The organism is Escherichia sp. E10V5, from assembly GCF_004212315.1.
GTDB lineage: Bacteria > Pseudomonadota > Gammaproteobacteria > Enterobacterales > Enterobacteriaceae > Escherichia.
In genome coordinates, this window is record NZ_RHJM01000002.1 from 286,433 (window position 1) to 312,225 (window position 25,793).

General features: G+C 52.0%; 20 protein-coding genes and 2 pseudogenes. 6 read left to right on the plus strand and 16 right to left on the minus strand.

The window, feature by feature from the left end; translation table 11 throughout:
• Positions 1 to 82 precede the first annotated feature (82 nt).
• From tssE to tssB, 9 genes and pseudogenes are all read right to left on the minus strand, one after another.
• Positions 83 to 532 carry a type VI secretion system baseplate subunit TssE gene (tssE, locus tag D9738_RS01755; protein ID WP_130259431.1) on the minus strand — a complete coding sequence of 150 codons (450 nt, stop codon included), beginning with the start codon at positions 530 to 532 and terminating at the stop codon, positions 83 to 85.
• Positions 525 to 770, minus strand: a complete 246-nt coding sequence (locus D9738_RS25375) for a type VI secretion system baseplate subunit TssF (protein ID WP_130207933.1) — start codon at positions 768 to 770, stop codon at positions 525 to 527. The genes tssE and D9738_RS25375 overlap by 8 nt, the downstream gene beginning before the upstream one ends.
• A 229-nt stretch (positions 771 to 999) precedes the next feature.
• Positions 1,000 to 2,595: a type VI secretion system protein TssA gene (tssA, locus tag D9738_RS01765; protein ID WP_130259432.1), complete on the minus strand. Its 1,596-nt coding sequence runs from the start codon at positions 2,593 to 2,595 to the stop codon at positions 1,000 to 1,002.
• A gap of 101 nt (positions 2,596 to 2,696) precedes the next feature.
• Positions 2,697 to 5,336, minus strand: a complete 2,640-nt coding sequence (gene tssH / locus D9738_RS01770) for a type VI secretion system ATPase TssH (RefSeq protein ID WP_130207937.1) — start codon at positions 5,334 to 5,336, stop codon at positions 2,697 to 2,699.
• 176 nt (positions 5,337 to 5,512) lie between these two features.
• Positions 5,513 to 6,004, minus strand: coding sequence for a type VI secretion system effector Hcp (gene hcp, locus D9738_RS01775; protein ID WP_130259433.1), 492 nt, complete (start codon positions 6,002 to 6,004; stop codon positions 5,513 to 5,515).
• 4 nt (positions 6,005 to 6,008) lie between these two features.
• Positions 6,009 to 6,686: pseudogene (locus tag D9738_RS01780) on the minus strand (OmpA family protein); the annotation flags it as partial.
• Positions 6,687 to 6,688: 2 nt separating this feature from the next.
• Positions 6,689 to 6,955, minus strand: a pseudogene (gene tssK / locus D9738_RS01785) (type VI secretion system baseplate subunit TssK); the annotation flags it as partial.
• An 18-nt stretch (positions 6,956 to 6,973) separates the two neighbouring features.
• Complete coding sequence (tssC, locus tag D9738_RS01790) at positions 6,974 to 8,521, minus strand: type VI secretion system contractile sheath large subunit (RefSeq protein WP_130207939.1); 1,548 nt, start codon at positions 8,519 to 8,521, stop codon at positions 6,974 to 6,976.
• Positions 8,522 to 8,554: 33 nt separating this feature from the next.
• Positions 8,555 to 9,052 (minus strand): type VI secretion system contractile sheath small subunit, encoded by a 498-nt coding sequence (gene tssB / locus D9738_RS01795; RefSeq protein WP_130207941.1) that lies wholly within the window; start codon positions 9,050 to 9,052, stop codon positions 8,555 to 8,557.
• Positions 9,053 to 10,182: 1,130 nt separating this feature from the next.
• Here tssB and D9738_RS01805 point away from each other — a divergent pair.
• A complete protein-coding gene (locus D9738_RS01805) occupies positions 10,183 to 10,518 on the plus strand; it encodes a lysozyme inhibitor LprI family protein (protein WP_130207945.1) in 336 nt (111 codons plus the stop codon).
• Between the two features lie 217 nt (positions 10,519 to 10,735).
• On the opposite strand, the gene glcA is transcribed toward D9738_RS01805, so the two are convergent.
• From glcA to glcD, 6 genes are all read right to left on the minus strand, one after another.
• Complete coding sequence (glcA, locus tag D9738_RS01810) at positions 10,736 to 12,418, minus strand: glycolate permease GlcA (protein ID WP_130207997.1); 1,683 nt, start codon at positions 12,416 to 12,418, stop codon at positions 10,736 to 10,738.
• Positions 12,419 to 12,773: 355 nt separating this feature from the next.
• The gene (gene glcB / locus D9738_RS01815) at positions 12,774 to 14,945 is read right to left on the minus strand and encodes a malate synthase G (RefSeq protein ID WP_130259435.1); all 2,172 of its coding nucleotides are present in this window, start codon (positions 14,943 to 14,945) and stop codon (positions 12,774 to 12,776) included.
• Between the two features lie 21 nt (positions 14,946 to 14,966).
• Positions 14,967 to 15,371 (minus strand): GlcG family protein, encoded by a 405-nt coding sequence (locus D9738_RS01820; protein ID WP_000853256.1) that lies wholly within the window; start codon positions 15,369 to 15,371, stop codon positions 14,967 to 14,969.
• Positions 15,372 to 15,375: 4 nt separating this feature from the next.
• A complete protein-coding gene (gene glcF / locus D9738_RS01825; RefSeq protein WP_130208001.1) occupies positions 15,376 to 16,599 on the minus strand; it encodes a glycolate oxidase subunit GlcF in 1,224 nt (407 codons plus the stop codon).
• Positions 16,600 to 16,609: 10 nt separating this feature from the next.
• Positions 16,610 to 17,662, minus strand: a complete 1,053-nt coding sequence (gene glcE / locus D9738_RS01830) for a glycolate oxidase subunit GlcE (RefSeq protein ID WP_130259436.1) — start codon at positions 17,660 to 17,662, stop codon at positions 16,610 to 16,612.
• Positions 17,662 to 19,161 (minus strand): glycolate oxidase subunit GlcD, encoded by a 1,500-nt coding sequence (gene glcD / locus D9738_RS01835; RefSeq protein ID WP_125097517.1) that lies wholly within the window; start codon positions 19,159 to 19,161, stop codon positions 17,662 to 17,664. The genes glcE and glcD overlap by 1 nt, the downstream gene beginning before the upstream one ends.
• Before the next feature lie 250 nt (positions 19,162 to 19,411).
• Here glcD and glcC point away from each other — a divergent pair, with 250 nt between their 5' ends.
• Entirely contained in the window at positions 19,412 to 20,176 is a 765-nt protein-coding gene (gene glcC, locus D9738_RS01840) for a transcriptional regulator GlcC (RefSeq protein WP_130208005.1), read from the plus strand.
• A gap of 6 nt (positions 20,177 to 20,182) precedes the next feature.
• Here the strand turns inward: glcC and yghO are convergent, their stop codons facing one another.
• Positions 20,183 to 21,325, minus strand: a complete 1,143-nt coding sequence (gene yghO, locus D9738_RS01845) for a protein YghO (RefSeq protein WP_171021407.1) — start codon at positions 21,323 to 21,325, stop codon at positions 20,183 to 20,185.
• A 371-nt stretch (positions 21,326 to 21,696) separates the two neighbouring features.
• On the opposite strand from yghO, the gene D9738_RS01850 reads away from it, so the two are divergent.
• From D9738_RS01850 to D9738_RS01865, 4 genes are read left to right on the plus strand one after another with little or no spacing between them, the layout of a single operon-like run.
• A complete protein-coding gene (locus D9738_RS01850; protein WP_240780572.1) occupies positions 21,697 to 23,418 on the plus strand; it encodes a fatty acyl-AMP ligase in 1,722 nt (573 codons plus the stop codon).
• On the plus strand, positions 23,415 to 24,329 hold the full coding sequence (locus tag D9738_RS01855; protein ID WP_130259437.1) for an NAD-dependent epimerase/dehydratase family protein: 915 nt from the start codon (positions 23,415 to 23,417) through the stop codon (positions 24,327 to 24,329). Before D9738_RS01850 ends, D9738_RS01855 begins: the two co-directional genes overlap by 4 nt.
• 31 nt (positions 24,330 to 24,360) lie before the next feature.
• Positions 24,361 to 24,609, plus strand: a complete 249-nt coding sequence (locus D9738_RS01860; protein ID WP_001697422.1) for an acyl carrier protein — start codon at positions 24,361 to 24,363, stop codon at positions 24,607 to 24,609.
• Entirely contained in the window at positions 24,609 to 25,781 is a 1,173-nt protein-coding gene (locus tag D9738_RS01865; protein ID WP_130259438.1) for an aminotransferase class I/II-fold pyridoxal phosphate-dependent enzyme, read from the plus strand. The genes D9738_RS01860 and D9738_RS01865 overlap by 1 nt, the downstream gene beginning before the upstream one ends.
• Positions 25,782 to 25,793: the final 12 nt, after the last annotated feature.

The following is a 25,793-nucleotide window of genomic DNA, read 5'->3' on the forward strand; positions in this document are numbered from 1 at the left end:
ATTGTTTATGCAGCTTGGTGTTCTGCATATTCAGGGCGTAGCAGATACTGACGGGGTTAGGGAGAAACGCTAAAACCAGACCTTAAATACGAGCTGCCGTGTCGAGATACTGCTGTCTCAGGTGTCTCAACAGGACTCGCCCTTCAGGCATAAATTCAGTGCCATAACGCACCAGACCAACATCTTTGAGTTCAGCGTCAATGGCATAGCACAGCTCGCCAGGGACTGCCTGTTCCAGCAGAACAACGGTTATTTTTTTCAGACGCGGCTCATATTTGAGCAGTACGGTAGATAACGTCCCCATCATTTCATGCGCCGTCCCCGGCATTCCCTGGAGAATTTTGGTCATATCCGGTAGACCATAGTCCGGCAGATGTGCCAGCGTGCCGGCACGACTGTTAAGAATGCGCTGCATATTGTCCAGTACGGAGAGGATTATCTGGTTCTGCTCGCTAACCTGATTCAGATCCAGACCTCCGGTAAAATTCCCAAACAGGGTTTCATATAGCGACGGGCGCGGAGTGTCATTCATCTTTCAACGCCTTCAGAGTCAACCGTTCACTCCCTGCTTCAATGATTCTGGCTGAATCCGGGTCAAGGTCGTCACGACTCAACACGATCCGCCAGGTGTTATTCACCTGATCCGGAGTGCCGACCTTATCCAGGTCTAACATCGCTGCCCGGTCCGGATGATTGTGTGCAAACTCTTTCGAGGCTTCACGCAGGTAGCGCATTTCTGCGTCGTAATAACGCGGGGTTAAATTTTCCATAAAATAGTTACTCAAAATATAGGAAACAATGTTTTCTTCCCCAAAAGTGGAAGTTATCTCACCACTTCGCGAGTAGTCAGAGACATAGGTTTTATCTCCTCATTTAAAATCTCAAATTCAGTAGTTATTTTTCTGAATGACTGACCAGATAAAAAATGTGAGAAAGTACCTTGCTATAAATTATGAGCCACACTTATTCATCCTCCTTTTATCCAGCCAATAACTTTCTCTAACCACATAACACCGCGGCCCGCGCCGGATCGAGCTGAATCAGCCCGCCTAGCAATTTTTCCATAGCAGGCCCGAGGCGAATCTTGTCAGCCTCACTGCGACTGGCTTTCAGTCTGAGGAGTTTCAGATGACGGGCCTGTACCTCAAACAGCAGCTCGGGTTCCCAGTCGCTAAGGGCCACTTCTGTGGCACGCTCACCCAGCTCTGCAAACAGGTGCACCGCGAGCTCATTTTTTCCGTACTGTTCTGCAATACGCCCCATTAGCAGGCGCAGCAGCCACTGCTGCCGCGCAGTGGCGATGCCTGGTCGATGCTGTAACCAGCTCAGTGCCGCATCCGGGCTTTCGCTGTCCGCCAGCGCCACGGCTTCCGACTCCAGAGCCAGAATGTCGTCGTTCACTTCGGCCATACGGGCGGAAGGCGTTTCATTGCCCCACCCAGCAGTAGTATCCAGTACGCTCTGCTGGATCCAGTTAAGCGTCACTTCATCAGCAAACGGCGTACCGTCACTGAATGCCAGCGTCTCCAGCCCGGATAGTCGAGTCAGTAGCCCCTTCAGATCAGCGGCAATAATGTCAGCCACTATCTCCTTACCGGACTTCGTCAGCGCCTGGTGGATATACCATTGCAGATCCAGCCACAGGTGGTTAGCACCGCGGGAAAAGGTACTGTCTGCCGTTTCCAGAATTTCAGCCCAGTTTTGCTGCAGGTACAGACGTTTGAGCAGCGCTCGCTGGTCTGCTCTTGGGGGTTCGATGCGAGTTCGCCCCTGTGCATCTGGAGCCGGAATAGCCTGCAGGGTATCGTGACGCAGACTTTTCATCAGATGGTGCGCCGACAACCAACCGTCGGGCTGTTCGCGCAGGTATTCGCTGAGTGTGCGCGCCTGCGCCAGCAAATCCTGACCGGAAGTGATTCTCCCGATAGCTGGGGCATCGCTGTGACTCGCAGTGGAAAGTGTCTCAGTAGTACTGGCGTTTTGCGGTACAACTGCATCCACACCGCCCGCTTTCTGCAGGCGGTTTTCCAGTGCACCATACAGCGCGTTAAGTTCTGGGCGGGTTTCATCCGGCTCATTTTCGGTGAGCTGCGCTATCAGTAGCAGCGCACCGATGGTGCGCAGCGCATCTTCCCTGACCACTTCCGGATACAGTGAAAGAGAATCCGTCATGCGTGAACCTGCCAGCCACTCCAGTGCTGCCTTACGGCTGCGGTTGCGCTGTGGATGCAGTTGCACACCGAAACGGTCTATCAGACCCGCCAGCAGTTCGAGTCCCTCTGCCAGCCCCTGCTCGCCTTCACGATGCAACCTGGCCCAGCAGTAATACGTCGCCACACGAATGTCTTTAGCAGTGGTGGTGAGCACTTTCTCCGCCAACTGGCAGATAAGCTCAGTATCCACCCCGGAAAGTTTGTTGACCTCCTCGCGCATTTGCTGGAAGCCATCGTCATAACCTGGGTCATCCCCCACTGATGACTCTCCGGGTAACGGCTGCAGCCAATTGCTCCACTGCACCACTCGCTCACGGGTAGCGTCAAGGAGTGTCGTCGGCTCTGTCTGACAGGCGCTAACCAGGGCATTTAACGTGCTCATCAATTGACCTCCACCGCATCACGGTTCGTGCTGGCGACCGGGTCTGTCACTGCCACTTTCGCCGTGCTGAAGATGGTATCTGTCAGACTCATAAGGTTCCTTCAGTCATATTTAAACTCCAGCACAACCCCTTCTTCATCATTCCACCCCAGCGTCAACGACGCTGGCTTTTGTTTCGCCGCCATATGAGTCAGCAATTGCTGACTCAGCACCGGCAGAATTTGTTGGTTGAGTAAGCTGTCGACATTGCGCGCCCCGGTGTCCGGTAACAGGCAGGCTGCGGTCAGCGCGTCGTACAGACTTTCGTCAATCAGCGTGGTCAGGCCGTAGTGGCGCTGTAAGCGCTGGCTGACCTGGGAGAGTTTCATCTCCACAATCGTGTGCATGGCTGCTTCTGCCAGCGGACGGTAAATCACGGTCTGGAAACGGGCGAGCAGCGCAGGCTGGAAGTGGTCGCGCAGTATCGGGCGCAGCAGTTCGTGCAGGTCTGCCTCGGTGGCTTCCGGTTGTTCGTCCAGCAACTGCATCAGGTGGTCGCTACCGAGGTTGGAGGTCATCAGAATAACGGTATTGCGGAAGTCGATTTCTCGCCCTTCGCCGTCGCGCATAAAACCACGATCGAATACCTGATAGAACAGATTCATCACGTCACGGTGCGCTTTTTCGACTTCATCGAGCAGCACCACACTGTACGGACGCTTACGTACGGCTTCGGTAAGGATGCCGCCCTGGCCGTAGCCGATGTAACCAGGTGGAGAACCTTTCAGCTGGGAAACTGTGTGTGGCTCCTGGTATTCCGACAGGTTAATGGTAATCAGCGATTTTTCGCCACCGTACAGCACATCCGCCAGCGCCAGCGCGGTTTCAGTTTTTCCTACACCGCTTGGACCAACCAGCAGGAATACACCCTGTGGACCGTTCTCAGAGGTGAGGCCAGTTTTAGCGGCGCGCAGGCGCCGGGCGATGGCTTCAAGCGCAATATTCTGACCGACTACACGTTTACCGATTTCATTTTCCAGGGTAAGCAGTTCAGTCTGTTCGTCTTTCATCAGCGAAGAAAGCGGCACGCCGGTCCAGTCGGCAATCACTGTTGCAACAGTGCGCACATCCACATCCACCGACAACAACGGATTGCCCTGCTGTAAACCGTTCAGCTCCTGTTGCAGGGCATGCGTTTCGCTCTGACGGGAAATGTCCTGGCGGCATTCCCGTAGTTGTTCAGTAAGTTTCAGTTCCTGGCCGTACTGGGTTTCAAGTTCGTGGAGTTCAACGATGACGTTTTTCTCTTCCTGTTCAATTGCCGTCAAGCGTTCACCGTGGTTTTGATTACCGACGGTAATGTCTTCCTGTAGAGCTTGTCTCTCCATTTTAAGAGAGGTAATCCTGGAACGGATACGGGTCAACTGTTCGGGTACGGTGTCGAGACTCATACGCACGCGAGCGCTTGCAGTGTCGAGCAGGTCAACGGCTTTGTCCGGGAGTTGACGGCCTGTCAGATAACGTCGGGATAACGTAACGGCAGCGCACACCGCATCATCAGTGATGTGCACATTATGATGTTCGGCATAACGGGATTTCAGGCCACGCAACATCAGACAAGCCGTGTCGTCGTCCGGCTCGTCAACTTTCACCATCTGGAAGCGGCGTTCGAGTGCGGCATCGCGCTCAAAGTATTGTTTATACTCAGACCAGGTCGTCGCGGCGATGGTACGTAACTCACCGCGCGCAAGGGCTGGTTTCAGCAGATTGGCAGCATCAGCACCACCTGCCTGGTTACCTGCGCCGATGATGGTATGGGCCTCATCGATAAACAGCAAGATAGGTACCGGAGACTGCTGTACAGCATTAATCACGTTTTTCAGGCGCTGCTCAAATTCCCCCTTCACTCCCGCCCCCGCCTGCAGCAGCCCGAGGTCAAGAGTGCGTAGCACCACCGGTTTGAGGGATTCAGGGACATTACCGTCAGAGATTCTGAGCGCCAGACCTTCAACCAGTGCGGTTTTCCCGACACCTGGCTCACCGACCAGGATTGGGTTATTTTTTCGGCGACGAGAAAGAATGTCCACCATCTGGCGGATTTCACTATCGCGGCCAAATACCGGATCAATTTTACCTTCACGCGCCTGGGCGGTGACGTCATGGGTGAATTTATCCAGCGCATTCTGCAGCGCCGGACTCAGTTCCCCATCTTTCATCTCACTCCCTACTGGACGCCCGATAAACTCCACGTCCCCACCATGGCTCCCCGTAATTTCGGCTTCCTGCTGTACTTGCGCACGCTCGTCTGACTGAGCATCCAGTAGCGGGCGCAGGCACTCTAACTGGCTCTGTCCCAGAGTCAGCAATGGCCACAGACCATCGCAGCGCACCAGCTTCTGGTTAGCCACCATCACCATCAGCAGGTGGTGACTTCGAATCTGTTCTTCTCCCGCCAGTGAGGCAATCAGCCAGGCTTGTTGCATCAATACCTGGATATTTTCTGAAAGCTGCGGGCGATGGCGCACCGAGTGCGGTTGTTTGTCGAGCCAGGCAAGCAAATCTTGCCAGAGAGTGTCCATGTCCCACTCGTAGCGGCGTGCCAACACTGTGAGATCCCCCTCGCCCTGCTCAAGAAGTTTCAGTAGCCAATGCTCTGGCAAAATTTCCGCATGCGCGCGAATCTGACAGAGTGAAGCCGCGCCTTCCATCGCACGGGCGCAATAAGGGTTCAGACGTCGCAGCAAAATGGCTGGATTTTCCATGAATATCTCTCTTTGTCGGTTTCTGAACACGCTACCGCCCCTCGCTGTTTTCCGTGAGGAAGACCAAAGCGCATACGGTCGTGCTGACAGATTGTGGAGTTTTTGCTGAAAGCCCGTTGGCTTCAGACGTTCAGCAAAAACAAAAAACGGACAGAGAAACTCTGTCCGCTCGTGGCTTAGGCGGTGGCGCGTTCGTTCCAGGAATCGGAATGAATAATGTTGCCGTCTTTGTAGGTCCAGGTGATTTTTTCGTAACGCAGTTCAATGCGCTCAAGGTGGTTGTGCTTCTCTTTAGAAGGATCCTTGATGTCATACATTTCAGGATTCACCTTCACCACTTTCACGTTCTCAAGTTTGGTGTTGAAGTACTCCACTTCCTGGCCTGCGTCGTTGATTTTGTACCACTTGAATTCGGCAGACTTGAGGGTCTGACCGGTGGTCACTGCCTTGTACAAGTACGGGCTGGAGGAGTCGATTTCCTTGGTGAACAGGAACGGGGTATGGATACGGGTGCCGGTCAGTTTGCCTGTGTTGTTATCAGTCGGGATGTACAGGTTGTGTTCCTGAGCCACGACTTCGATGCTGCCTTCACGATCCTTAACGTCCACAGACCCTTTGATGTCCGCGCCGCCATCGTCCTTCAGCCAAAGATAAACAGGTATTGCCATGGAATTACTCTCCATTATGTTGTGATGCGCCATCATCCTGCGATGACGCCAGGGTGTGTCCAGGTATCTGACAGGCATTAGCCTGCGGTACCAGACTGATTTCGACACGCCGGTTGAGCGCACGGCCCTCTGGGGTGTCATTGGTTGCGACCGGACGGCTTTCGCCATAGCCCTGTACCGCAAAACAGCTTTCCGGTACGTCACCGGTTTCATGCATCCAGACGCGCACCGCTTCGGCACGTTTCTGAGAAAGCGTCTGGTTTAGTTGTGCGTTCCCGGTGTTATCCGTGTGGCCAGCGACCACAATCAACCAGCCCGGTTTTGCTCTGACTCCCACCAGTGAATTAACCAACATTTTGGTGGCCCCGGCCTTCAGCACCGATTTGCCGGAATCAAATAGCGACATACTGTCGAGGCGGATAATCTTCTGCCCCGGGACGATTTTTTGGATAACAGGTGAAGAGAACGACGGTGGTGCCAGGTCATCCATGACGGCTTCAATAACAGGTACAAGACGCAGTCCCTGATACAGTCCGAGGCGATAACGCACAGGCTCACCGCGACGATGCCAGTCATCCAGCAGTGCACCATCAGCGCGCAGACGCTGTTGGGCCTGGAGTTTAGGTTCTGCCGGTGTGTCAGTAAGATGGTGGTATAAGGCAAGGTGGTCGCCGACATTGCGACGGATAAATCACAAACCGGAGGAAGATTATCCGCCAGGTCGGTATCAACGATCGTGCCATCCTGGAAACGTACCACCAGACGGGTAGCATTTAGCCGTGACAGCGCCAGGGCGGCGGTGTCAAATTCAGCATTCACCACGCCCCAGGGATGGGAAATCCCCATCCTTGCAACGGTATCGGCAACGTGCGCATTCCAGCGGGCCTGCTGCTGGAACTGTTGCGGGGCCAGCGCAACCCCGTCCTCCCAAAGTGGGCGAAAAATTTTCATCCTTGATTTCCCCTCGCCTTACGACTTGGCTTTTGGCATCTGGGAAACCAGTGATAGGTTGATGTCCATCCCTTCCACCTGGAAGTGGGGGATAGCAAAGAGTTTCACGCGGAAGAAGCCTGGGTTATCCCCGATATCTTCCACCAGCACTTTCGCGTCACGCAGCGGGTGAGAAGCCTGCAAGTCATCGCCCGGATCGGTCATTTCTGTCACAAGACCACGAACCCAGGTATTAAGCTCCAGTTCCAGCAGACGACGATCCTTGGTTGTACCAATGTTTTCCCGTTGAATCAGCTTCAGGTAATGAGCGATTCGCGACAGCAGGAAGATGTACGGCAAACGCGCATTGATGCGGCTATTTGCAGTGGCATCAGCAGTGTCGTAGAGCGCAGGTTTTTGCGTGGAGTTCGCCGAGAAGAAACAGGCATAATCGCGGTTTTTGTAGTACGACAGGGGAATAAATCCAAGATTTGCGAATTCAAATTCGCGGGTTTCCGGGATCATCACCTCTGACGGAATTTTGACCTGATTCCCCGTACCGAGATCATACAGATGAATGGGCAAGTCCTGCACTGCCCCCCCGGCCTGTGGGCCACGGATTTGCACGCACCAGCCGTTGTTGATGAAGCTTTTCACCATGTTGGCCGCAAAAGCGAAAGAGGCATTGGTCCACAGGTATTTATCGTGATCCGGGCCTTTTACTTCTTCAACATAGTTAAAACTACGTACCGGTACTGTGTCCGGGCCATACGGCAAACGGCCCAGCACGCGAGGCATGACCAGCCCCATGTATCGGGAGTCATCCGTATCCCTGAAACTTTTCCATTTAATGTACTCGGCGCGATCAAAGTAGTTACCAATATCTTTGATGGCCGCGACCTCTTCCATTGACTCTTTCAGGAAAAATTTCGGCCCCGCAGAACCGATAAAGGGCATATGTGCCGCAGCAGACACTTTCGACAAATTACGCATCAGCGCCACGTCCTGCGCAGAAGCATCAAACTCGTAAGAGGAAATCAGCGCGGCAATCGGCTCGCCGCCCGGAGTGTCATACTCATCGATGTATGTGTGTTTGTACAAACCACTCTGGATAATTTCCGGGCTATCTTCAAAATCCTGGCGCAGGTCTTCTTTAGAGATATCCAGCAGTTCAACTTTCACGTTCTGGCGGAAATCGGTTTTATCAACCAACGATTTCACGCCCCGCCACAGGCTTTCTACCGCCTGAAAGGCCTCATGATGCATAACTGCATCAAGTTGACGACTTATCTGGTAATCCAGTTCAGCGATATGGTGGTCAATCAAATTTTTGTCGAGCTTTTCAACTTTAGAGCCGGATTTAGTCAGACATTCCAGGAACACTTGCATCCCGGCCGTTAAACGTTCATCCGCGGTCGCATCTGACATCGCCTGTGCATCCTGCCAAATATCCAGTGCACTCAACTCTGAGACTGGGCTCAGATTAATTTTTTCAAACAGGGACGCATAAACTCCACTTGCCACAGGACGTTCAAGGACCACACTCTCGCCAGCAGTGGCATTCTCATTATTTACAGACATCAACATATTCCTTATTAATCCGTTAAATCGTCATGATCGTTATGGCTGTTTTGGGGCCAGGGCTGAGAGTTCGGCTCTGAGTTCTGCGCTTAATGCCGGGTCCAGCAGAATATTTTCCAGTTCTTTGCGGAAAGCCTGGTTATCCAGAAGATTTGCTTTTAAATCACGAAGTAAATTACGCATGGAAAGCATGGCCTTCAGCTGCGGTATTTGTCGGGAGACTTGTTCCGGGGAGAAATCCTTTATACTGCGGAATGTCAGTTTGATGCTGTCTTCGCTATCGTCATCAGCAAGCGTATTTTTAACGATAAGATTTACTTTTGGAGAATAATCAAAAAGGACTGCATCAAAGTTATTTTTGTTAAGATTAACTTTTTTACGTTCTGATAATGGCGCGGATTCCTGACCATTACTAAAATCACCCGCAATAAGTAACTTAAGGGGTAATTCCATTTTTTTGCTTGCGCCACCTGTATGCAGTTCTAATTTTAGATTAATACGGGCCTTCGGGATCTCCCGCTGGAAGCTGTCACTCATAGTTCCCTCACGTAATTCAGTTAAAGTCAAATTAACAACAATATTTCCTTAACCAGATACTAGGGCAATATCAATTTCAAAAAAACAATATAGATCAATAAATTGAGTATAAAAAACAATAAGAAATCTGCCAAAAAACAAAAATAATTTCAGACATATCAAGCAATTAAAAACGACTCTATACATGTTCTGAATTATATTTTCATTACGTAACTACATTATTTTTTATACCCTAACCAAGATTGTACAAAGTGCGAAATGCTGACTTATTATATAACAACATTCTTCATAATCCTCAGGCGGTAGTCCTGAGTGTTTTTGCGATGTAATATCGAAGTAATTCGTTTGTATATAAAACCTATCACTAAAGTAAACCGTGAATATTCACCGTGCACTGGCATTTTCTCTTTGCACGCTCCAGCTTAAAGTCAAACCAGTTTCTATTAGGTTAAATACCGTAGAAAGAAGGTTTACTTATTAATATTTTTATTTCAGGCAATCGGAATTTTGCATTTTTGCATCCAGAAGCCTCTTCAGGAATACACTGATTAAGCATAAACATTGATGCAGCGCAGCAAATTATTTATTTTCACCACTTATATTCACATAGACATTGTAATTGCACAGTAAAAGTAGGTACTTATGCGTAATGGAGTATTTCGGATTAGTAAGTATTTGGTTGTTATTACTGCGATATCCTGTATGTATACCGGATTTGCATTTGCAACGAACGTCACATTGAACTCTGTCCAGGTAAAACATCTGAATAGTGTCATCAATCGTGAGGTAAAAGGGACGAATGACCGTAATTTTGTTAATAACAACTGGACTGAAGCTCAGCGCGTAGCCGAATTTATTTGCCGACCGCTCGCACTAAAAGAGCTGCAGAAGCAGTACCCCGACGTAGATAAGGTTATTTTCGATCAGGGAAAACATAATATGCAGCGACTGCTCTCACCTGCACTACTGACAGGCAATGGCCAGTACCGTAGGGGGATTAGCTGGACGTCGTTTCACTTCGAATGTCAACTGTCAGTAAAAACCGGGGAAGCAACAGGATTCAGGCTGACGAGAAACAGAGCCCTGACCATGGCTCCAGGGCCAGTTATTCGATCTGAAGGAGCCAACCAGTGAAAAATATACTTACGGCATTTCTCATCATTACGTTGCCTGCTTTCTCTGTCACGGCAGCCAGTTTTGACTGTCGACTGGCCCGCAGTGCGGATGAAAAAGCGATTTGTGCATCGCGTACCCTCAATGACATGGATGTGGAGATGAGCGTTAAATACAAATTTCTCCATGGGCTTTACGCAATGGGTGCCGCCGGGGAACTAAAAGAATCACAGGCACAGTGGCTGACAGAACGACGCCGTTGTGGCAGTGACAAACCCTGCCTGAGAGAAATATACAGAAAGCGCTTAACAACGTTGAACCATCTTTATGACGCGATTAACAAACCACTCTGAATCCAGAGTGGGCTCGTTGGTTGTTACAAATCGCTGTATCAATCTTTTTAGCCTGCCTGGATTTAAGCTGCGCAAGAAATTCGTTTTCCTGCTCAAAGGTTTGATCGCCTTCGCTCAACGTCTCGCCATTGGACAACGAAAGATTGATAATCTCGTTGTAATGAAACGAGAGTAGAAAGAAGCCGGATGATATTGACGATCATCCGGCATTATTGACTTACGAAACTAACATTCCGGTAAACACATATGCCTGCAGCAGGGTGATAATGCCGATAACGCTGGCAAAAATCAGACTGTGCTTCACGGTGTAGCGGAACAGTTCAGATTCTCGGCCCACCATGCCCGTCGCGGCGCAGGCCACGGCGATAGATTGCGGGGAGATCATCTTGCCAGTTACGCCGCCGCTGGTATTTGCTGCCACCAGCAGAGTGTCAGAGACGTTGATTTGCTGCGCCGTGGTTGATTGTAGTGAACCAAACAGAGCGTTCGAGGAGGTGTCCGAGCCGGTAAGGAATACCCCCAGCCAGCCGAGGAATGGCGAAAAGAACGGGAACATCACACCAGTACCCGCCAGTACCAGCGCCAGCGTGGTAGACATACCGGAATAGTTGGTCACGAAGGCAAATGCCAGCACCATGCCAATCGACAGTATCGGCCACTTCAGGCTAATTAGCGTTTCGGCAAAGACACTAATACCTTTCTTGATCCCCACGCCGAGGATGAAGATAGAGATAATCGCTGCAATGAAAATAGCGGTGCCGCCAGCAGAGAGCGGGTCGAATTTAAACACCGCGTCCATTGGCGTCGGCTGGGCGACAATGGGGGCCGCTTTCAAGACTTGTTGATGCAAATGAGGGATCTGGAAATTAATCACCAGCGAATAAAACGCACCGCCCGGAGCAAATAACGCTTTAAACGGCTTCATGGTCCAGATGGTGACCAGCACCGTTAAGATTAAAAACGGTGACCACGCGCGAATGATTTGCCCCAGACTATATTCTGAAGGCACGGGACCGCCAGAAGACGGTTTATTCACCACCATCGCACCTGCGGATTGCCCCATGCTGATTGCCGTTTCGGTATTTTTCGGTCGCCAGACTTTAAGGAATAAAGACAGTGAGACGATACTCACCAGCGCCGAAGTAATATCCGGCAGTTCCGGGCCAATATAGTTAGAGGTAAAGAACTGAGTGACAGCGAAGCTTCCCCCTGCAACCAGCGCCGCGGGCCACGTCTCTTTCACCCCTTTCCAGCCGTCCATCATTGCTACCAGCCAGAACGGCACCAGTACCGACAGGAACGGCAACTGACGTCCCGCCATTGCACCAATGTGGAACGGATCGATTCCGGTCACCTGACCGGCGACCAGAATTGGCACGCCCAACGCACCAAACGCCACCGGCGCAGTGTTAGCAATCAGACACAGCCCCGCCGCGTATAACGGTTTGAAGCCCAGGCCCACCAGCAATGCCCCTGTAATTGCCACCGGTGCGCCAAAGCCTGCCGCCCCTTCCAGCAACGCGCCAAAGGAGAAACCAATCAGTAACACCTGCAAACGCTGATCGTCGGTGATGGAGATAACCGAGCTGCGGATAATATCAAACTGACCGCTGGCAACGGTTAATTTATACAGGAAAACCGCCGCGACAATAATCCAGGCAATTGGCCATAATCCATAAATAAAGCCATAGCCCGCAGCAGCAAATGCCATATCAATCGGCATTTTAAAGGCGAATATCGCAATCAGGATAGATAATATAAGGGTTATTGCTCCAGCGACATGCCCTTTCAGACGTAATACCGCAAGTGCAACGAAGAAGAATATTATTGGGATCAGGGCAACCAGAGCGGATAGCCCCAGTCCTCCCATCGGCATATACATTTGGGTCCAGGTAACCATATTGTTCAGTCTCTTATTATCTTTATATGCTTGATATGATTAAGGTTGTAATAAGCAAAAGAGGACTGAACTGTAAAATATAGGCGTTATACTTTACAGCAACAGTACGCTGCTAACGCAATTGCTACCTCTGGCATAACAAGTATATCGGGTAAGGGTTTCTGTTCCGCACACGCAGGTGCAGAGTATCGTTAAGATGTCCATATTGTTGTTTTAGGCCCGCTAGTAATGCGCTGCGGGTATTTAATTTTGTTAAACCCTGATAATCGCTCCGGTTATTTCCGGGATAAATGTACTACCGCAGTTACTATAATAGCCCCGACAATAAAACTTGCCGGGGCTTTTTTTGACGCTATTAATGACTTTCTTTTTCGCGTAAACGCCAGGCGTGTAATAACGGTTCGGTATAACCGTTTGGCTGTTTCACGCCGAGGAAGATCAAATCGCTGGCAGCTTTAAAGGCACACGAGTTAGCGAAATTCCCCGCCATCGGACGATAAGCCGGATCGCCAGCGTTTTGCTGATCAACCACTTTCGCCATATTCTCCAGTGACGCCTGCACCTGCTCTTTGGTCAGAATGCCGTGGCGTAACCAGTTGGCAATATGCTGGCTGGAGATGCGCAGCGTTGCACGGTCTTCCATCAGCGCCACGTTGTGAATATCCGGCACTTTTGAACAACCAATCCCCTGCTCTACCCAACGCACCACGTAGCCCAGAATTCCCTGCACGTTGTTATCCAGCTCTTGTTGGATCTCTTGCGCCGACCAGTTAGCATTTTCAGCAACCGGAATGGTCAGCAGATCGTCCAGCAGCGGTTCAAATTCAGCATTGAACTCGGTCTGGGCAATGTTGGCTTGCACGCTCTGTACGTTGGTTTGGTGGTAGTGCAGCGCATGGAGCGTAGCTGCAGTTGGCGACGGAACCCAGGCCGTGTTTGCCCCGGCACGTAACTGGTCGCCCTTCTGGCTGTACATGTCTGCCATCAGGTCCGGCATTGCCCACATGCCTTTGCCGATTTGCGCTTTACCGCGCAGCCCGCAGAACAGACCGGAAAGCACGTTATTGCGCTCGTAGGCTTTGATCCACGGCGTCGATTTCATCTGGTTTTTACGCAGCATCGGGCCAGCTTCCATCACCGAATGCATCTCATCGCCAGTACGGTCGAGGAAACCGGTATTGATGAACGCCACGCGGTTGCGCGCCTGAGCGATACAGCTACGCAAGTTCAGCGAGGTCCGACGTTCTTCATCCATAATGCCCATTTTCAGGGTATTCGGTGCCATACCGAGCATTGTCTCAACGCGGGTAAACAGTTTGTTGGCGAACGCCACTTCCTGCGGACCGTGCATTTTCGGCTTCACAATATAGACGCTGCCAGTGCGCGAGTTTTTCTGCACTTTTAAATCATAGAGGGCAATCGCGCCAGTCATGACGCCATCAAGAATGCCTTCCGGGATTTCATTGCCTTCGCTGTCCCAAATTACGGGAATGGTCATCAAATGACCTACGTTGCGGATAAACAGCAACGAGCGTCCGTGCAGAGAAATTTCAGAGCCATCGGCGGCGGTGTACTGACGATCGTCATTCAGTTTACGCACGATTTGCCGACCGTTTTTCTCCATTTTCTCTTGCAGAGTCCCCTGCATCAGGCCCAGCAAGTTGCGGTACAGCAGGATTTTATCTTCCGCATCAACCGCAGCGACTGAATCTTCACAGTCGAGAATGGTACTGATAGCAGCTTCGACGATAACATCGTTGATGTGCGCCGGATCGTCTTTGCCAATCCGCCCGTTGGCATCGATTTGCAGCTCAATATGCAGGCCGTTATTTTTCAGCAAAATGCAGGTCGGCGCAGCGGCGTTGCCACGGTAACCGACAAACTGTGCCGGAGTACGTAACGTGGTTTCTTTACCATTTTTCAACTGGATACGTAATTGTTTGTCGACCACCTTAAACGCCACCACATCCTGATAGCTGCCGTTTTCCAGCGGTAGAGATTCATCGAGGAAACGCCGAACCCAGGCGATAACCTGCTCACCGCGCTGCGGATCGTAGCCGCTGACCATCGCCCCTTCCTGCGGGATGATGTCGCTGCCGTATAACGCATCGTACAGTGAGCCCCAGCGAGCATTCGCCGCGTTCAGCGCGTAGCGGGCGTTCATCGCCGGAACCACCAGCTGCGGCCCCGCCTGACTGGTGATTTCACTGTCGATGCCCGTGGTTTCCACCGTAACGTGGTCCGGCTGCGGCACGAGATAGCCCAGTTCACGCAGGAAAGATTTATAAGCCGCTTTGTCTTTTACCGGCCCCGGATTGCTGCGATGCCATTCGTCCAGCGCCGCCTGAATGCGATCGCGCTCTGCCAGTAATTGACGATTTTCTGGCGCCAGATCGTGAACGATCTCATCAAAATTGCGCCAGAACGCCGCAGCGTCCAGCCCTGTTCCCGGTAAAACTTCTTCATCCACAAAACGTTTAAAATTGGCGTCAATGCGTAAACGGCCCTGGGTTATGGTTTGACTCATTGTTTATCTCCTCGTTTTCGCTTATTTCGCCAACACCGCTGCTGCCGCTTTCGCGACCTGCGCATCCTGTGCTCCGGTTAAACCAGAAACGCCCACGGCACCAATAATTTGTCCATCAACAACAACCGGTACGCCACCTTCCAGCGACGTCAGTAACGGCGCAGTCACGAACGCGGTACGTCCGTTGTTCACCATCTCTTCATAGCCCTTAGTTTCGCGACGCCCCAGCGCGGCAGTACGCGCTTTCTCCTGAGAGATGTAGGCCGCTATCGGCGCGCAATCGTCCATGCGACTTAACGCCAGCAGATGACCGCCGTCATCGGCAACAGCAATGGAAACAGACCAGTTATTTTTCTGCGCTTCTTCCTGACCTGCCGCAATAATTGCACTCGCCATTTGCTGGCTAAGAATGACTTTAGTTTTCATTTTGTTATTCCTTTTCAAGGGCTTGTTCTACAATTTCAATCCAGTGACGCACAGAGGTTCGACCGGCGCTCGCCAGATGCGTCTGGCAACCAATGTTGGCGGTGACGATCATTTCCGGTTTGCCGCTTTCCAGCGCATTCATTTTGTTATCCCGCAGCTGGCGCGCCAGATCGGGATGCGTTAACGCATATGTTCCCGCCGACCCGCAGCACAGATGGCTGTCGGGAACATCGGTTAAGGTAAATCCAAGACGAAGCAACACTTTTTCCACTTCGCCGTTCAGCTTTTGCGCATGTTGTAGGGTACACGGGCAGTGGAAGGCCAGTTTTTTATCGCCGCGAATTGCCAGTTTTTCCAGCGGTTCCTCGCGCAGAAGTTCGACTAAATCGACCGCCAGCTCACTGACCTGACGCGCTTTATCGGCATACAACGCATCGTTTTTCAGCATCTGCCCATACTCTTTAACGAACGCGCCGCAGCCGCTGGCGGTTTGCAAAATTGCCTCGGCACCTGCTTCAAGCGCGGGCCACCAGGCATCAATATTATTTCGCGCCCGCGCTAACCCTTTCTCTTGCGCATTAAGATGATAGTCCACCGCGCCACAACATCCTGCTTCGTTAGCTGGCATGACGCTGATCCCCAGACGATCCAGCACCCGCGCGGTTGCCGCGTTAGTGTTGGGCGAAAGTGTAGGCTGGGCGCAACCTTCCAGCATTAAAACCCGGCGCTTATGGCGCAGCGGTGGACGCGGTTTGGCTTTCACCGTTTCAGCGGGTAATTTTGCTCTTATCTGTTCTGGCAAAAACGGTCGCAGCACCAGCCCTACCTGCGTCAATGCGCGAAAGACCGCCGGACGCGGCACCACCTGACGCAGCCCTTCGCGCAGCATTCGCTCCGGCAGTGGGCGTTTCACTTTCTGCTCGACAATATCACGCCCGATGTCCAGCAAATTGTGATAGCGCACACCAGAAGGACAGGTGGTTTCACAATTACGGCAAGTGAGACAGCGATCGAGATGCTCCTGTGTTTTAAGCGTGACTTCGTTGCCTTCCAGCACCTGTTTAATCAGATAGATGCGCCCGCGCGGCCCGTCCAGTTCATCGCCCAGAAGCTGATAGGTTGGGCAGGTTGCGGTACAAAATCCGCAGTGAACACAGGCGCGCAGGATGCTGTCAGCTTCCTGCGCTCGCGCGTTCTGCCGCATCTCTTCGGTTAACCGGGTTTGCATAGCCTGCTCCTTAAAGTTCCGCGTACATGCGACCGGGGTTAAACACGCCGCAAGGATCGAGCTGCTGTTTAAGCTGCTGGTGATAGCGGAATAAAGGAGCCGGTAGCGGGGCAAAGCCGCCATCTCCGGCACTAAAGCGGGTTGCATGACCGCCAGCGTTGCGGGCGATGCGATGGATTTGATTGTCATCGGCTGTCGATTTCAGCCAGCGTAACGCGCCGCCCCAGTCGATCAGTTGTTCGCCGGGTAAATCCATCATCGGCGCATCAGTGGGTAATGAAATGCGCCATAAGGTACCTGGTAACGAGAAGAACGGCAGTTGTTGTTCACGCAATTGCTGCCAGAACTGACCCGCAACCTCTTCGCCCCCCAGCAGTTCACGTGCCGCTTTCACCGATCCTTCACCGCCTTCAAGGCGGATCCACAACGCGTTGTCGAAGTAACATAAGCCACTAATGGGTAGCGGCTGAAGTTGCCACTGGGCGATTTCACTCATGGCTTCTTGCAGGCTGATTTCCCGACGCAGGCTCAAGGTGGCGCGCGGTCGCGGTAACACTTTCATTGAGATTTCAGTGAGCACGCCAAGACAACCGTAGCTTCCGGCCATTAATCGCGAGAGATCGTATCCGGCAACGTTTTTCATCACTTCGCCGCCAAAACGCAGATGTTTTCCTGTGCCGGTAATGATGCGCGTGCCGAGGACAAAATCGCGGACCGAACCGCTCCACGGGCGACGCGGCCCCGCCAGCCCGCAGGCGACCATCCCGCCCCAGGTAGCTTCTTCACCATAATGCGGCGGCTCGCAGGGGAGCATTTGCCCCGCGCTTTCCAGCGCCGCTTCAATCGCCACCAGCGGCGTTCCGGCACGCGCGGTAATCACCAGCTCGGTCGGGTCGTAATTCACAATACCGCGATGGCAACGCACATCCAGCGTTTGCCCGGTGACAGGGCGGCCTAAAAAGGCTTTGCTATTGCTTCCCTGAATCACCAGCGGCGTTTTATCGCTAATCGCCTGATTCACCTGTTCCAGCAGTACCTGGCTGTAATCACACTCGCGTAGCATCAGAAACGCTCCAGTTCAGGGAAAGGTAAATGGCCGTGATGCACGTGCATGGCACCAAATTCAGCACAGCGGTGTAGCGTGGGGATGTTTTTTCCTGGGTTCAGCAAACCATCGGGATCAAACGCCGCCTTGACTGCATGGAAGGTCGTGATTTCATCGCTGTTGAACTGGGCGCACATTTGATTGATTTTTTCGCGCCCGATGCCATGTTCCCCACTGATGCTGCCGCCCACTTCAACGCAGAGTTCGAGGATCTTCCCGCCCAGCTCTTCCGCGCGGGCAAATTCACCGGGTTCGTTGGCATCGAAAAGGATTAACGGGTGCATGTTGCCGTCTCCGGCATGAAAGACGTTGGCGACGCGTAAATCATATTGCTGCGATAAACGGGCAATGCCTTCCAGTACGCCAGGCAGCGCGCGGCGTGGGATGGTGCCGTCCATGCAGTAGTAATCGGGAGAGATGCGCCCCACCGCCGGAAAAGCGTTCTTGCGGCCAGCCCAGAAACGTACGCGCTCTGCTTCATCCTGTGCCAGACGGACGTCAGTCGCGCCCGCTTTCAGTAAGATGTCGTTAACTCGCTCGCAGTCTTCCTGTACGTCAGACTCCACGCCGTCCAGCTCGCATAACAAAATCGCTTCGGCGTCGACGGGATAACCGGCATGAATAAAATCTTCTGCCGCGCGGATCGACAGGTTATCCATCATCTCCAGCCCGCCGGGGATAATGCCATTGGCGATGATGTCACCAACCGCAAGTCCGGCTTTTTCTACCGAGTCAAAGCTGGCTAACAACACACGCGCCACGGGCGGCTTCGGCAGCAGTTTTACCGTCACTTCGGTGGTCACGCCGAGCATACCTTCCGATCCGGTGAACAGCGCCAGCAGGTCAAAACCAGGCGAATCCAGCGCGTCCGATCCCAGCGTCAGCGCCTCGCCGTCCAGCGTTTGCACTTCAATTTTCAGCAGGTTATGTACAGTAAGCCCATATTTCAGGCAGTGGACGCCCCCCGCGTTCTCCGCCACATTGCCGCCAATCGAACAGGCGATTTGCGAGGAAGGGTCCGGTGCATAATAGAGATTATGCGGTGCTACGGCCTGGGAGATCGCCAGGTTACGCACGCCCGGCTGCACGCGCGCACGGCGCCCGACGGGGTTAATGTCGAGGATCTCTTTAAAGCGCGCCATCACCAACAACACACCTTTTTCCAGCGGCAGCGCGCCGCCAGAAAGCCCGGTGCCTGCGCCACGGGTCACCACCGGCACACGCAGGCGGTGGCAAACGGCCAGAATCGCCGTCACCTGTTCCATCTGCTTAGGCAGAACAACCAGTAATGGACGCGTGCGATACGCGCTCAACCCGTCACATTCGTAAGGAGTGATCTCCTCATCGGTATGCAGGATCTCCAGTCCAGGGACATGCTCACGCAGTGCCATCAGTACCGATGTGCGGTCGACATCGGGTAAAGCGCCATCAAGACGCTCTTCGTACAAGATGCTCATGAGTAGGGTTCGCTTTGTTGTGTTGTGTGGCAGCTGATTTTTGCGCGCTGCTTCTGTGAACAGTTATTAAGCGGGGTTTTCGTTTTCGTCTATCTCTTTAGCTACCGGTCAGACCATTTTTTTTCCATCTCTGTGACTTCGCGTTGGTTAACTTAATGTTAAATTGATGTAACATAATCACTTACGTGATGTACGTGTTTCGCGAGTTAAGAACAGAAAAATTGGTCCTACCTGTGCACGAGGTCCGGGAATGAAAGATGAACGTCGCCCTATTTGCGAAGTAGTTGCTGAGAGTATCGAACGGTTAATTATCGACGGCGTACTGAAGGTCGGTCAGCCGCTTCCCTCGGAGCGTCGGCTGTGCGAAAAGCTCGGCTTCTCGCGTTCCGCACTGCGTGAAGGGCTGACCGTGCTGCGCGGGCGCGGGATTATTGAAACAGCGCAGGGTCGCGATTCTCGGGTCGCGCGGCTTAATCGGGTCCAGGACACCAGCCCGCTAATTCATCTGTTCAGCACGCAGCCGCGAACGCTGTACGATCTGCTTGACGTTCGCGCATTGCTGGAGGGCGAATCGGCAAGGTTGGCGGCTACGCTGGGAACCCAGGCTGATTTTGTTTTGATAACTCGCTGTTATGAAAAAATGCTCGCTGCCAGTGAGCACAACAAAGAGCTTTCGCTGATCGAACATGCACAGCTGGATCACGCTTTCCATCTCGCCATTTGTCAGGCTTCCCACAATCAGGTGCTGGTGTTTACGCTGCAATCATTGACCGATCTAATGTTTAATTCGGTGTTTGCCAGCGTGAATAATCTCTACCATCGACCACAGCAAAAAAAGCAGATCGATCGCCAGCATGCGCGGATCTATAACGCGGTGTTGCAGCGACTCCCGCATGTCGCCCAGCGCGCCGCCCGCGATCATGTGATGACCGTGAAAAAGAATCTCCACGATATCGAACTGGAAGGCCACCATTTGATTCGTTCGGCGGTGCCGCTGGAAATGAACCAGAGTTAGCTGGAGTCAAATCTGCTTTTCATACAAGCGGTAACGCTTGTACGGCTCCGCCCCAATGCGTTCCAGCATGTTATTCATGCCTGTATTGGTTTCGAGGATCCATGACATTTCCAGCGCATCGATCTTCCGGCGGGCAAACGGATCATGTAAGGCTTCAATCAATAACAGCGCAATCACCGGGCCGATGCGGCTGAACTGATACTCGTCGCGAACCCCCATTAGCGGCACTCGCGCGGTCCGCACACCGCTGACTTTCAAGCGCCACAGCAATTTTGCCCAGCCGAAGGGAAAGAGCGATCCGTTCAGATCGGCAATCGCCTCGTTGATGTTCGGTAAGCCGACAATAAACGCGCAGGGTGCAGAATCAATCTCGGCGATGTAGATCATATCGTCCGGCACCAGATACTTAAGTTGATCGCCCATGGTCGCAAATTCATGTTCGGTAAACGGCACAAATCCCCAGTTGTGCTGCCAGCCGGAGTTGAAAATCTCACGCAGGATCTGCATCTCTTCGGCAAACCGCTGACGATTAATACAGCGAATGGTCACCTTTTTGCGCACCTGATCCATCAGTTTTTTTAGCGCCGGAGAGAAAGTGAGATCGGTTCGCTGCATCCACCACGCCAGTAAATCAATACCTTTGTGATAACCCAGTTGTTCAATATGCGCGGCATACCACGGTTTACCGTGCGGCATCATCGCACAGGGTGGAGTGTCAAAACCTTCAATCAGTAATCCGCTTTCCTGATTGATATTCAGGCTAAAAGGCCCGGTGATGTTGCGTGCACCTTGTGACTTCAGCCATGCTTCCGCTGCGCCAAATAAAGCTTTAAAAACCTGCAAATCATCAATGGCGTCAATCATGCCGAAATGACCGGTATCCTCGCCGTAACGCTCGCGGTGCAAGGTATCGATTTGCGCGGTAATGCGCCCTACTACCTGCCCCTCTTTTTTCGCCACCCATGCCTGCCAGATGATATGGTCCGTTCCCGGATTCTTTTGTGACAAATGCTCACTGCGTTCAATGCATAAAGGAGGGATCCAGTTTGGATCATCGAGATAAAGTGACGACGGAAAAGCGATAAATGCTTTTAAGTCGTTTTTATTTATTACTTTTTCAATTTTAATCATCAGCAGATCGCATTCCATATTTACGTGGATAACAAATAATTAACGGTGAAAAACAGGCAGTAACCGCAACGAATGGCACCTTAATAATCCACCCAATGAATACAAACGAAGACAAAACAATATTTATTAATGATGTTGATAAAACCAGTGACTGCGTTAAACAGTCAATAATGTCTCTTATAGACTTAAGCGACCCGACAAGGCATCACCTTAATACATTCATAAATTAAATATTATTCACAATAAAAAATAACAGAGCAGAACTTATTATCTTAATCAATGTTCAATATCACAACGATGAAAATACTATCTCATTTATCTTTTATGCATATATAATCCACCGCATTATTGTCATTTTATTTTTGATATCCAATTTTCTTGTGGTGTATATGTCCAATAAAATCTTTACGCATTCTTTGCCTATGCGCTATGCCGATTTTCCAACGCTGGTTGATGCTTTGGACTATGCCGCTCTGAGTAACGCCGGAATGAATTTTTATGACAGGCGTAGCCAGCTTGAAGATGAACTGGAATATCACACTTTAAAAGTGCGCGCGGAAACAGGAGCCAGGCGGCTGCTATCGCTGAACCTGAAAAAAGGCGATCGCGTGGCGCTGATTGCCGAAACCAGTAGCGGGTTTGTCGAGGCATTTTTTGCCTGCCAGTATGCTGGATTAGTTGCCGTACCATTGGCGATTCCAATGGGCGTCGGTCAGAGGGATTCCTGGAGCACCAAACTGCAAGGTTTACTGGCAAGCTGCCAACCAGCCGCGATAATCACTGGCGATGAATGGTTGCCGCTGGTCAATGCCGCGACGCATGATAACCCCGAATTACATGTTTTAAGCCACGCCTGGTTTAAGGCATTACCGGAAGCCGATGTTGCACTCCAGCGTCCAGTTTTAGACGATATCGCCTACCTCCAGTACACCTCCGGCAGCACCCGTTTTCCCCGTGGCGTCATCATCACTCACCGCGAAGTGATGGCTAATCTACGCGCCATCAGCCACGATGGCATTAAATTACGCCCTGGCGACCGCTGCGTCTCCTGGCTGCCTTTCTACCATGATATGGGGCTGGTCGGTTTTCTCCTGACACCTGTAGCCACGCAGCTTTCGGTGGATTATTTGCGCACCCAGGATTTCGCCATGCGCCCACTGCAATGGCTTAAATTGATCAGTAAAAATCGTGGCACTGTTTCCGTTGCGCCGCCGTTTGGCTATGAATTGTGCCAGCGCCGCGTGAATGAAAAAGATCTCGCTGAGCTGGATCTCTCCTGCTGGCGCGTCGCGGGTATTGGCGCTGAACCCATCTCCGCAGAACAACTCCATCAATTTTCTGAATGTTTTCGTCAGGTTAACTTTGACGATAAAACGTTTATGCCCTGCTACGGACTGGCAGAAAACGCGCTGGCCGTCAGCTTCTCCGATGAAGCCTCCGGAGTTGTGGTCAATGAAGTGGATCGCGATATCCTCGAATACCAGGGTAAAGCCGTGACGCCAGGTGTTGAAACACGTGCCGTATCAACTTTCGTCAACTGTGGTAAGGCGTTGCCGGAACATGGCATTGAAATCCGTAATGAAGCAGGTATACCAGTAGCGGAACGTGTGGTGGGCCATATTTGCATCTCCGGCCCCAGCCTGATGAGCGGTTACTTTGGCGATCAGGCTTCACAAGACGAAATTACCGCGACGGGCTGGTTAGATACCGGCGATCTCGGCTATCTGCTGGACGGTTATCTGTATGTCACCGGGCGCATTAAAGACCTGATTATTATTCGTGGGCGTAATATCTGGCCGCAGGATATTGAATACATTGCGGAACAGGAGCCAGAAATTCACTCTGGCGATGCCATTGCGTTTGTTACCGCCCAGGAAAAAATCATTTTGCAGATCCAGTGTCGGATCAGCGACGCAGAGCGCCGCACGCAGCTTATCCACTCGCTGGCGGCGCGGATACAAAGCGAATTTGGCGTAACCGCGGCTATCGACCTGTTACCGCCCCACAGCATTCCTCGCACATCTTCCGGCAAGCCCGCCCGCGCAGAAGCCAAAAAACGTTATCAGAAGGCCGTTGCCGCCAGTTTCCATGTGCAGGAATCTCTCGCATGAATCAAACTGTCGCGGTAACGGGCGCTACCGGGTTTATCGGTAAATATATTGTCGATAACCTGCTCGCCCGCGGCTTTCACGTCCGCGCATTGACGCGTACTTCCCGCGCTCACGTCAGCGATAATCTCATCTGGGTACGCGGTTCGCTGGAAGATACGCATTCACTTAGCGAGTTGGTTGCCGGTGCCGGTGCTGTGGTCCATTGCGCCGGGCAAGTACGCGGACACAAAGAGGATGTCTTTACTCGCTGTAACGTTGACGGCAGTCTGCGCCTGATGCAGGCGGCAAAAGAGAGTGGCTTTTGCCAACGTTTTCTTTTTATCTCTTCGCTGGCGGCGCGCCATCCCGAACTCTCCTGGTACGCGAAATCCAAACACGTCGCCGAACAACGACTAGCAGCAATGGCGGACGAAATTACGCTGGGCATTTTTCGCCCAACAGCAGTCTATGGCCCCGGCGATAAAGAGTTAAAACCACTGTTTGACTGGATGCTGCGCGGCCTGCTGCCACGGCTGGGCGCACCAGATACACAGCTCTCTTTCCTGCACGTCACCGATTTCGCGCAAGCCGTGGGTCAGTGGTTAAGCACCGATTCCGTACAGATGCAAACGTATGAATTATGTGATGGTGTCGCCGGTGGCTATGACTGGCAGCGCGTGCAACAACTGGCCGCCGCCGCCCGTCAAGGAGCTGTACGGATGGTCGGCATTCCTCTGCCGTTGCTCACCTGCCTTGCAGATGTCAGTACCGCGTTGAGTCGCCTGGCAGGTAAAGAACCTATGCTGACCCGCTCGAAAATTCGTGAATTAACCCACGCCGACTGGTCGGCAAGTAATAACCGTATTTCTGAAGATATTAATTGGTTTCCCGGGATTAGCCTGGAACACGCATTACGCAACGGGCTATTTTGATTGTCTTGTTTAAAGGTGTGTTAACGTTTCTATGGTAAATCGTGAAATAGTAATGGATTACATCCTTTCCTGTTTACAGGATTTGGTCGAAAACGGTGTGGAAATTAAGCCTGACAGCGATCTCGTCAACGATCTCGGCCTGGAGTCGATTAAAGTGATGGATCTCTTAATGATGCTGGAAGACAGATTTGATATTTCCATTCCTATTAATATTCTGCTGGATGTCAAAACCCCTGTGCAATTAATGGAAACACTACTTCCATGGCTGGAGAATAAATAATGGGGCTATACGATAAATATGCGCGTCTTGCGGGCGAGCGACTGCAATTTAGCGATAACGGGTTAACGCCGTTTGGCACCTGTATTGATGAAGTGTACTCCGCCACCGAAGGGCGCATTGGCGATAAAAAAGTGATTCTGGCCGGGACCAATAATTATCTCGGTTTAACCTTCAATCATAATGCCATCGCCGATGGTCAGGCAGCGCTAGCAACGCAAGGCACCGGCACCACCGGTTCACGTATGGCTAATGGTAGTTATGCGCCGCATCTGGCGTTAGAGAAAGAGATCGCCGAGTTTTTCAATCGTCCTACCGCTATCGTTTTTTCAACCGGTTATACCGCTAATTTAGGTGTCATCAGCGCACTTGCCGACCATAACGCCGTGGTGTTGTTGGATGCTGACAGCCACGCCAGTATTTATGACGCCTGTTCTCTCGGCGGCGCGGAAATTATTCGTTTCCGCCATAATGACGCCAACGATCTGGAACGTCGCATGGTTCGCCTCGGTGAACGGGCAAAAGAGGCGATTATCATCGTTGAGGGCATCTACAGTATGCTCGGTGACGTTGCGCCGCTGGCGGAAATCGTTGATATCAAACGTCGTCTCGGCGGTTATTTGATTGTCGATGAAGCGCATTCATTTGGCGTGTTAGGCGCAACGGGGCGCGGACTGGTTGAAGCCGTTGGCGTTGAAGATGATGTGGATATTATCGTTGGCACCTTCAGTAAAAGCCTGGCTTCTATTGGTGGTTTTGCCGTGGGTTCGGAAGCGATGGAAGTGCTGCGCTACGGCAGCCGTCCGTATATTTTTACCGCCTCCCCTTCTCCTTCCTGCATTGCAACCGTGCGCTCGTCGTTAAGAACCATTGCCACTCAACCAGAGCTGCGGCAAAAACTGATGGATAATGCCAACCATCTGTATGACGGGCTGCAAAAACTGGGTTACGAGTTAAGCTCACATATTAGTCCGGTAGTGCCGGTAATAATCGGTTCGAAAGAGGAAGGTTTACGCATCTGGCGTGAGCTTATTTCGCTGGGCGTGTATGTGAATCTTATCCTGCCACCTGCCGCGCCTGCGGGTATTACGCTGTTGCGCTGTAGCGTAAACGCTGCCCACAGTTGTGAACAAATCGATGCCATCATTCAGGCATTTGCGACCCTGAAGCAGTAATATTGGCCGCCG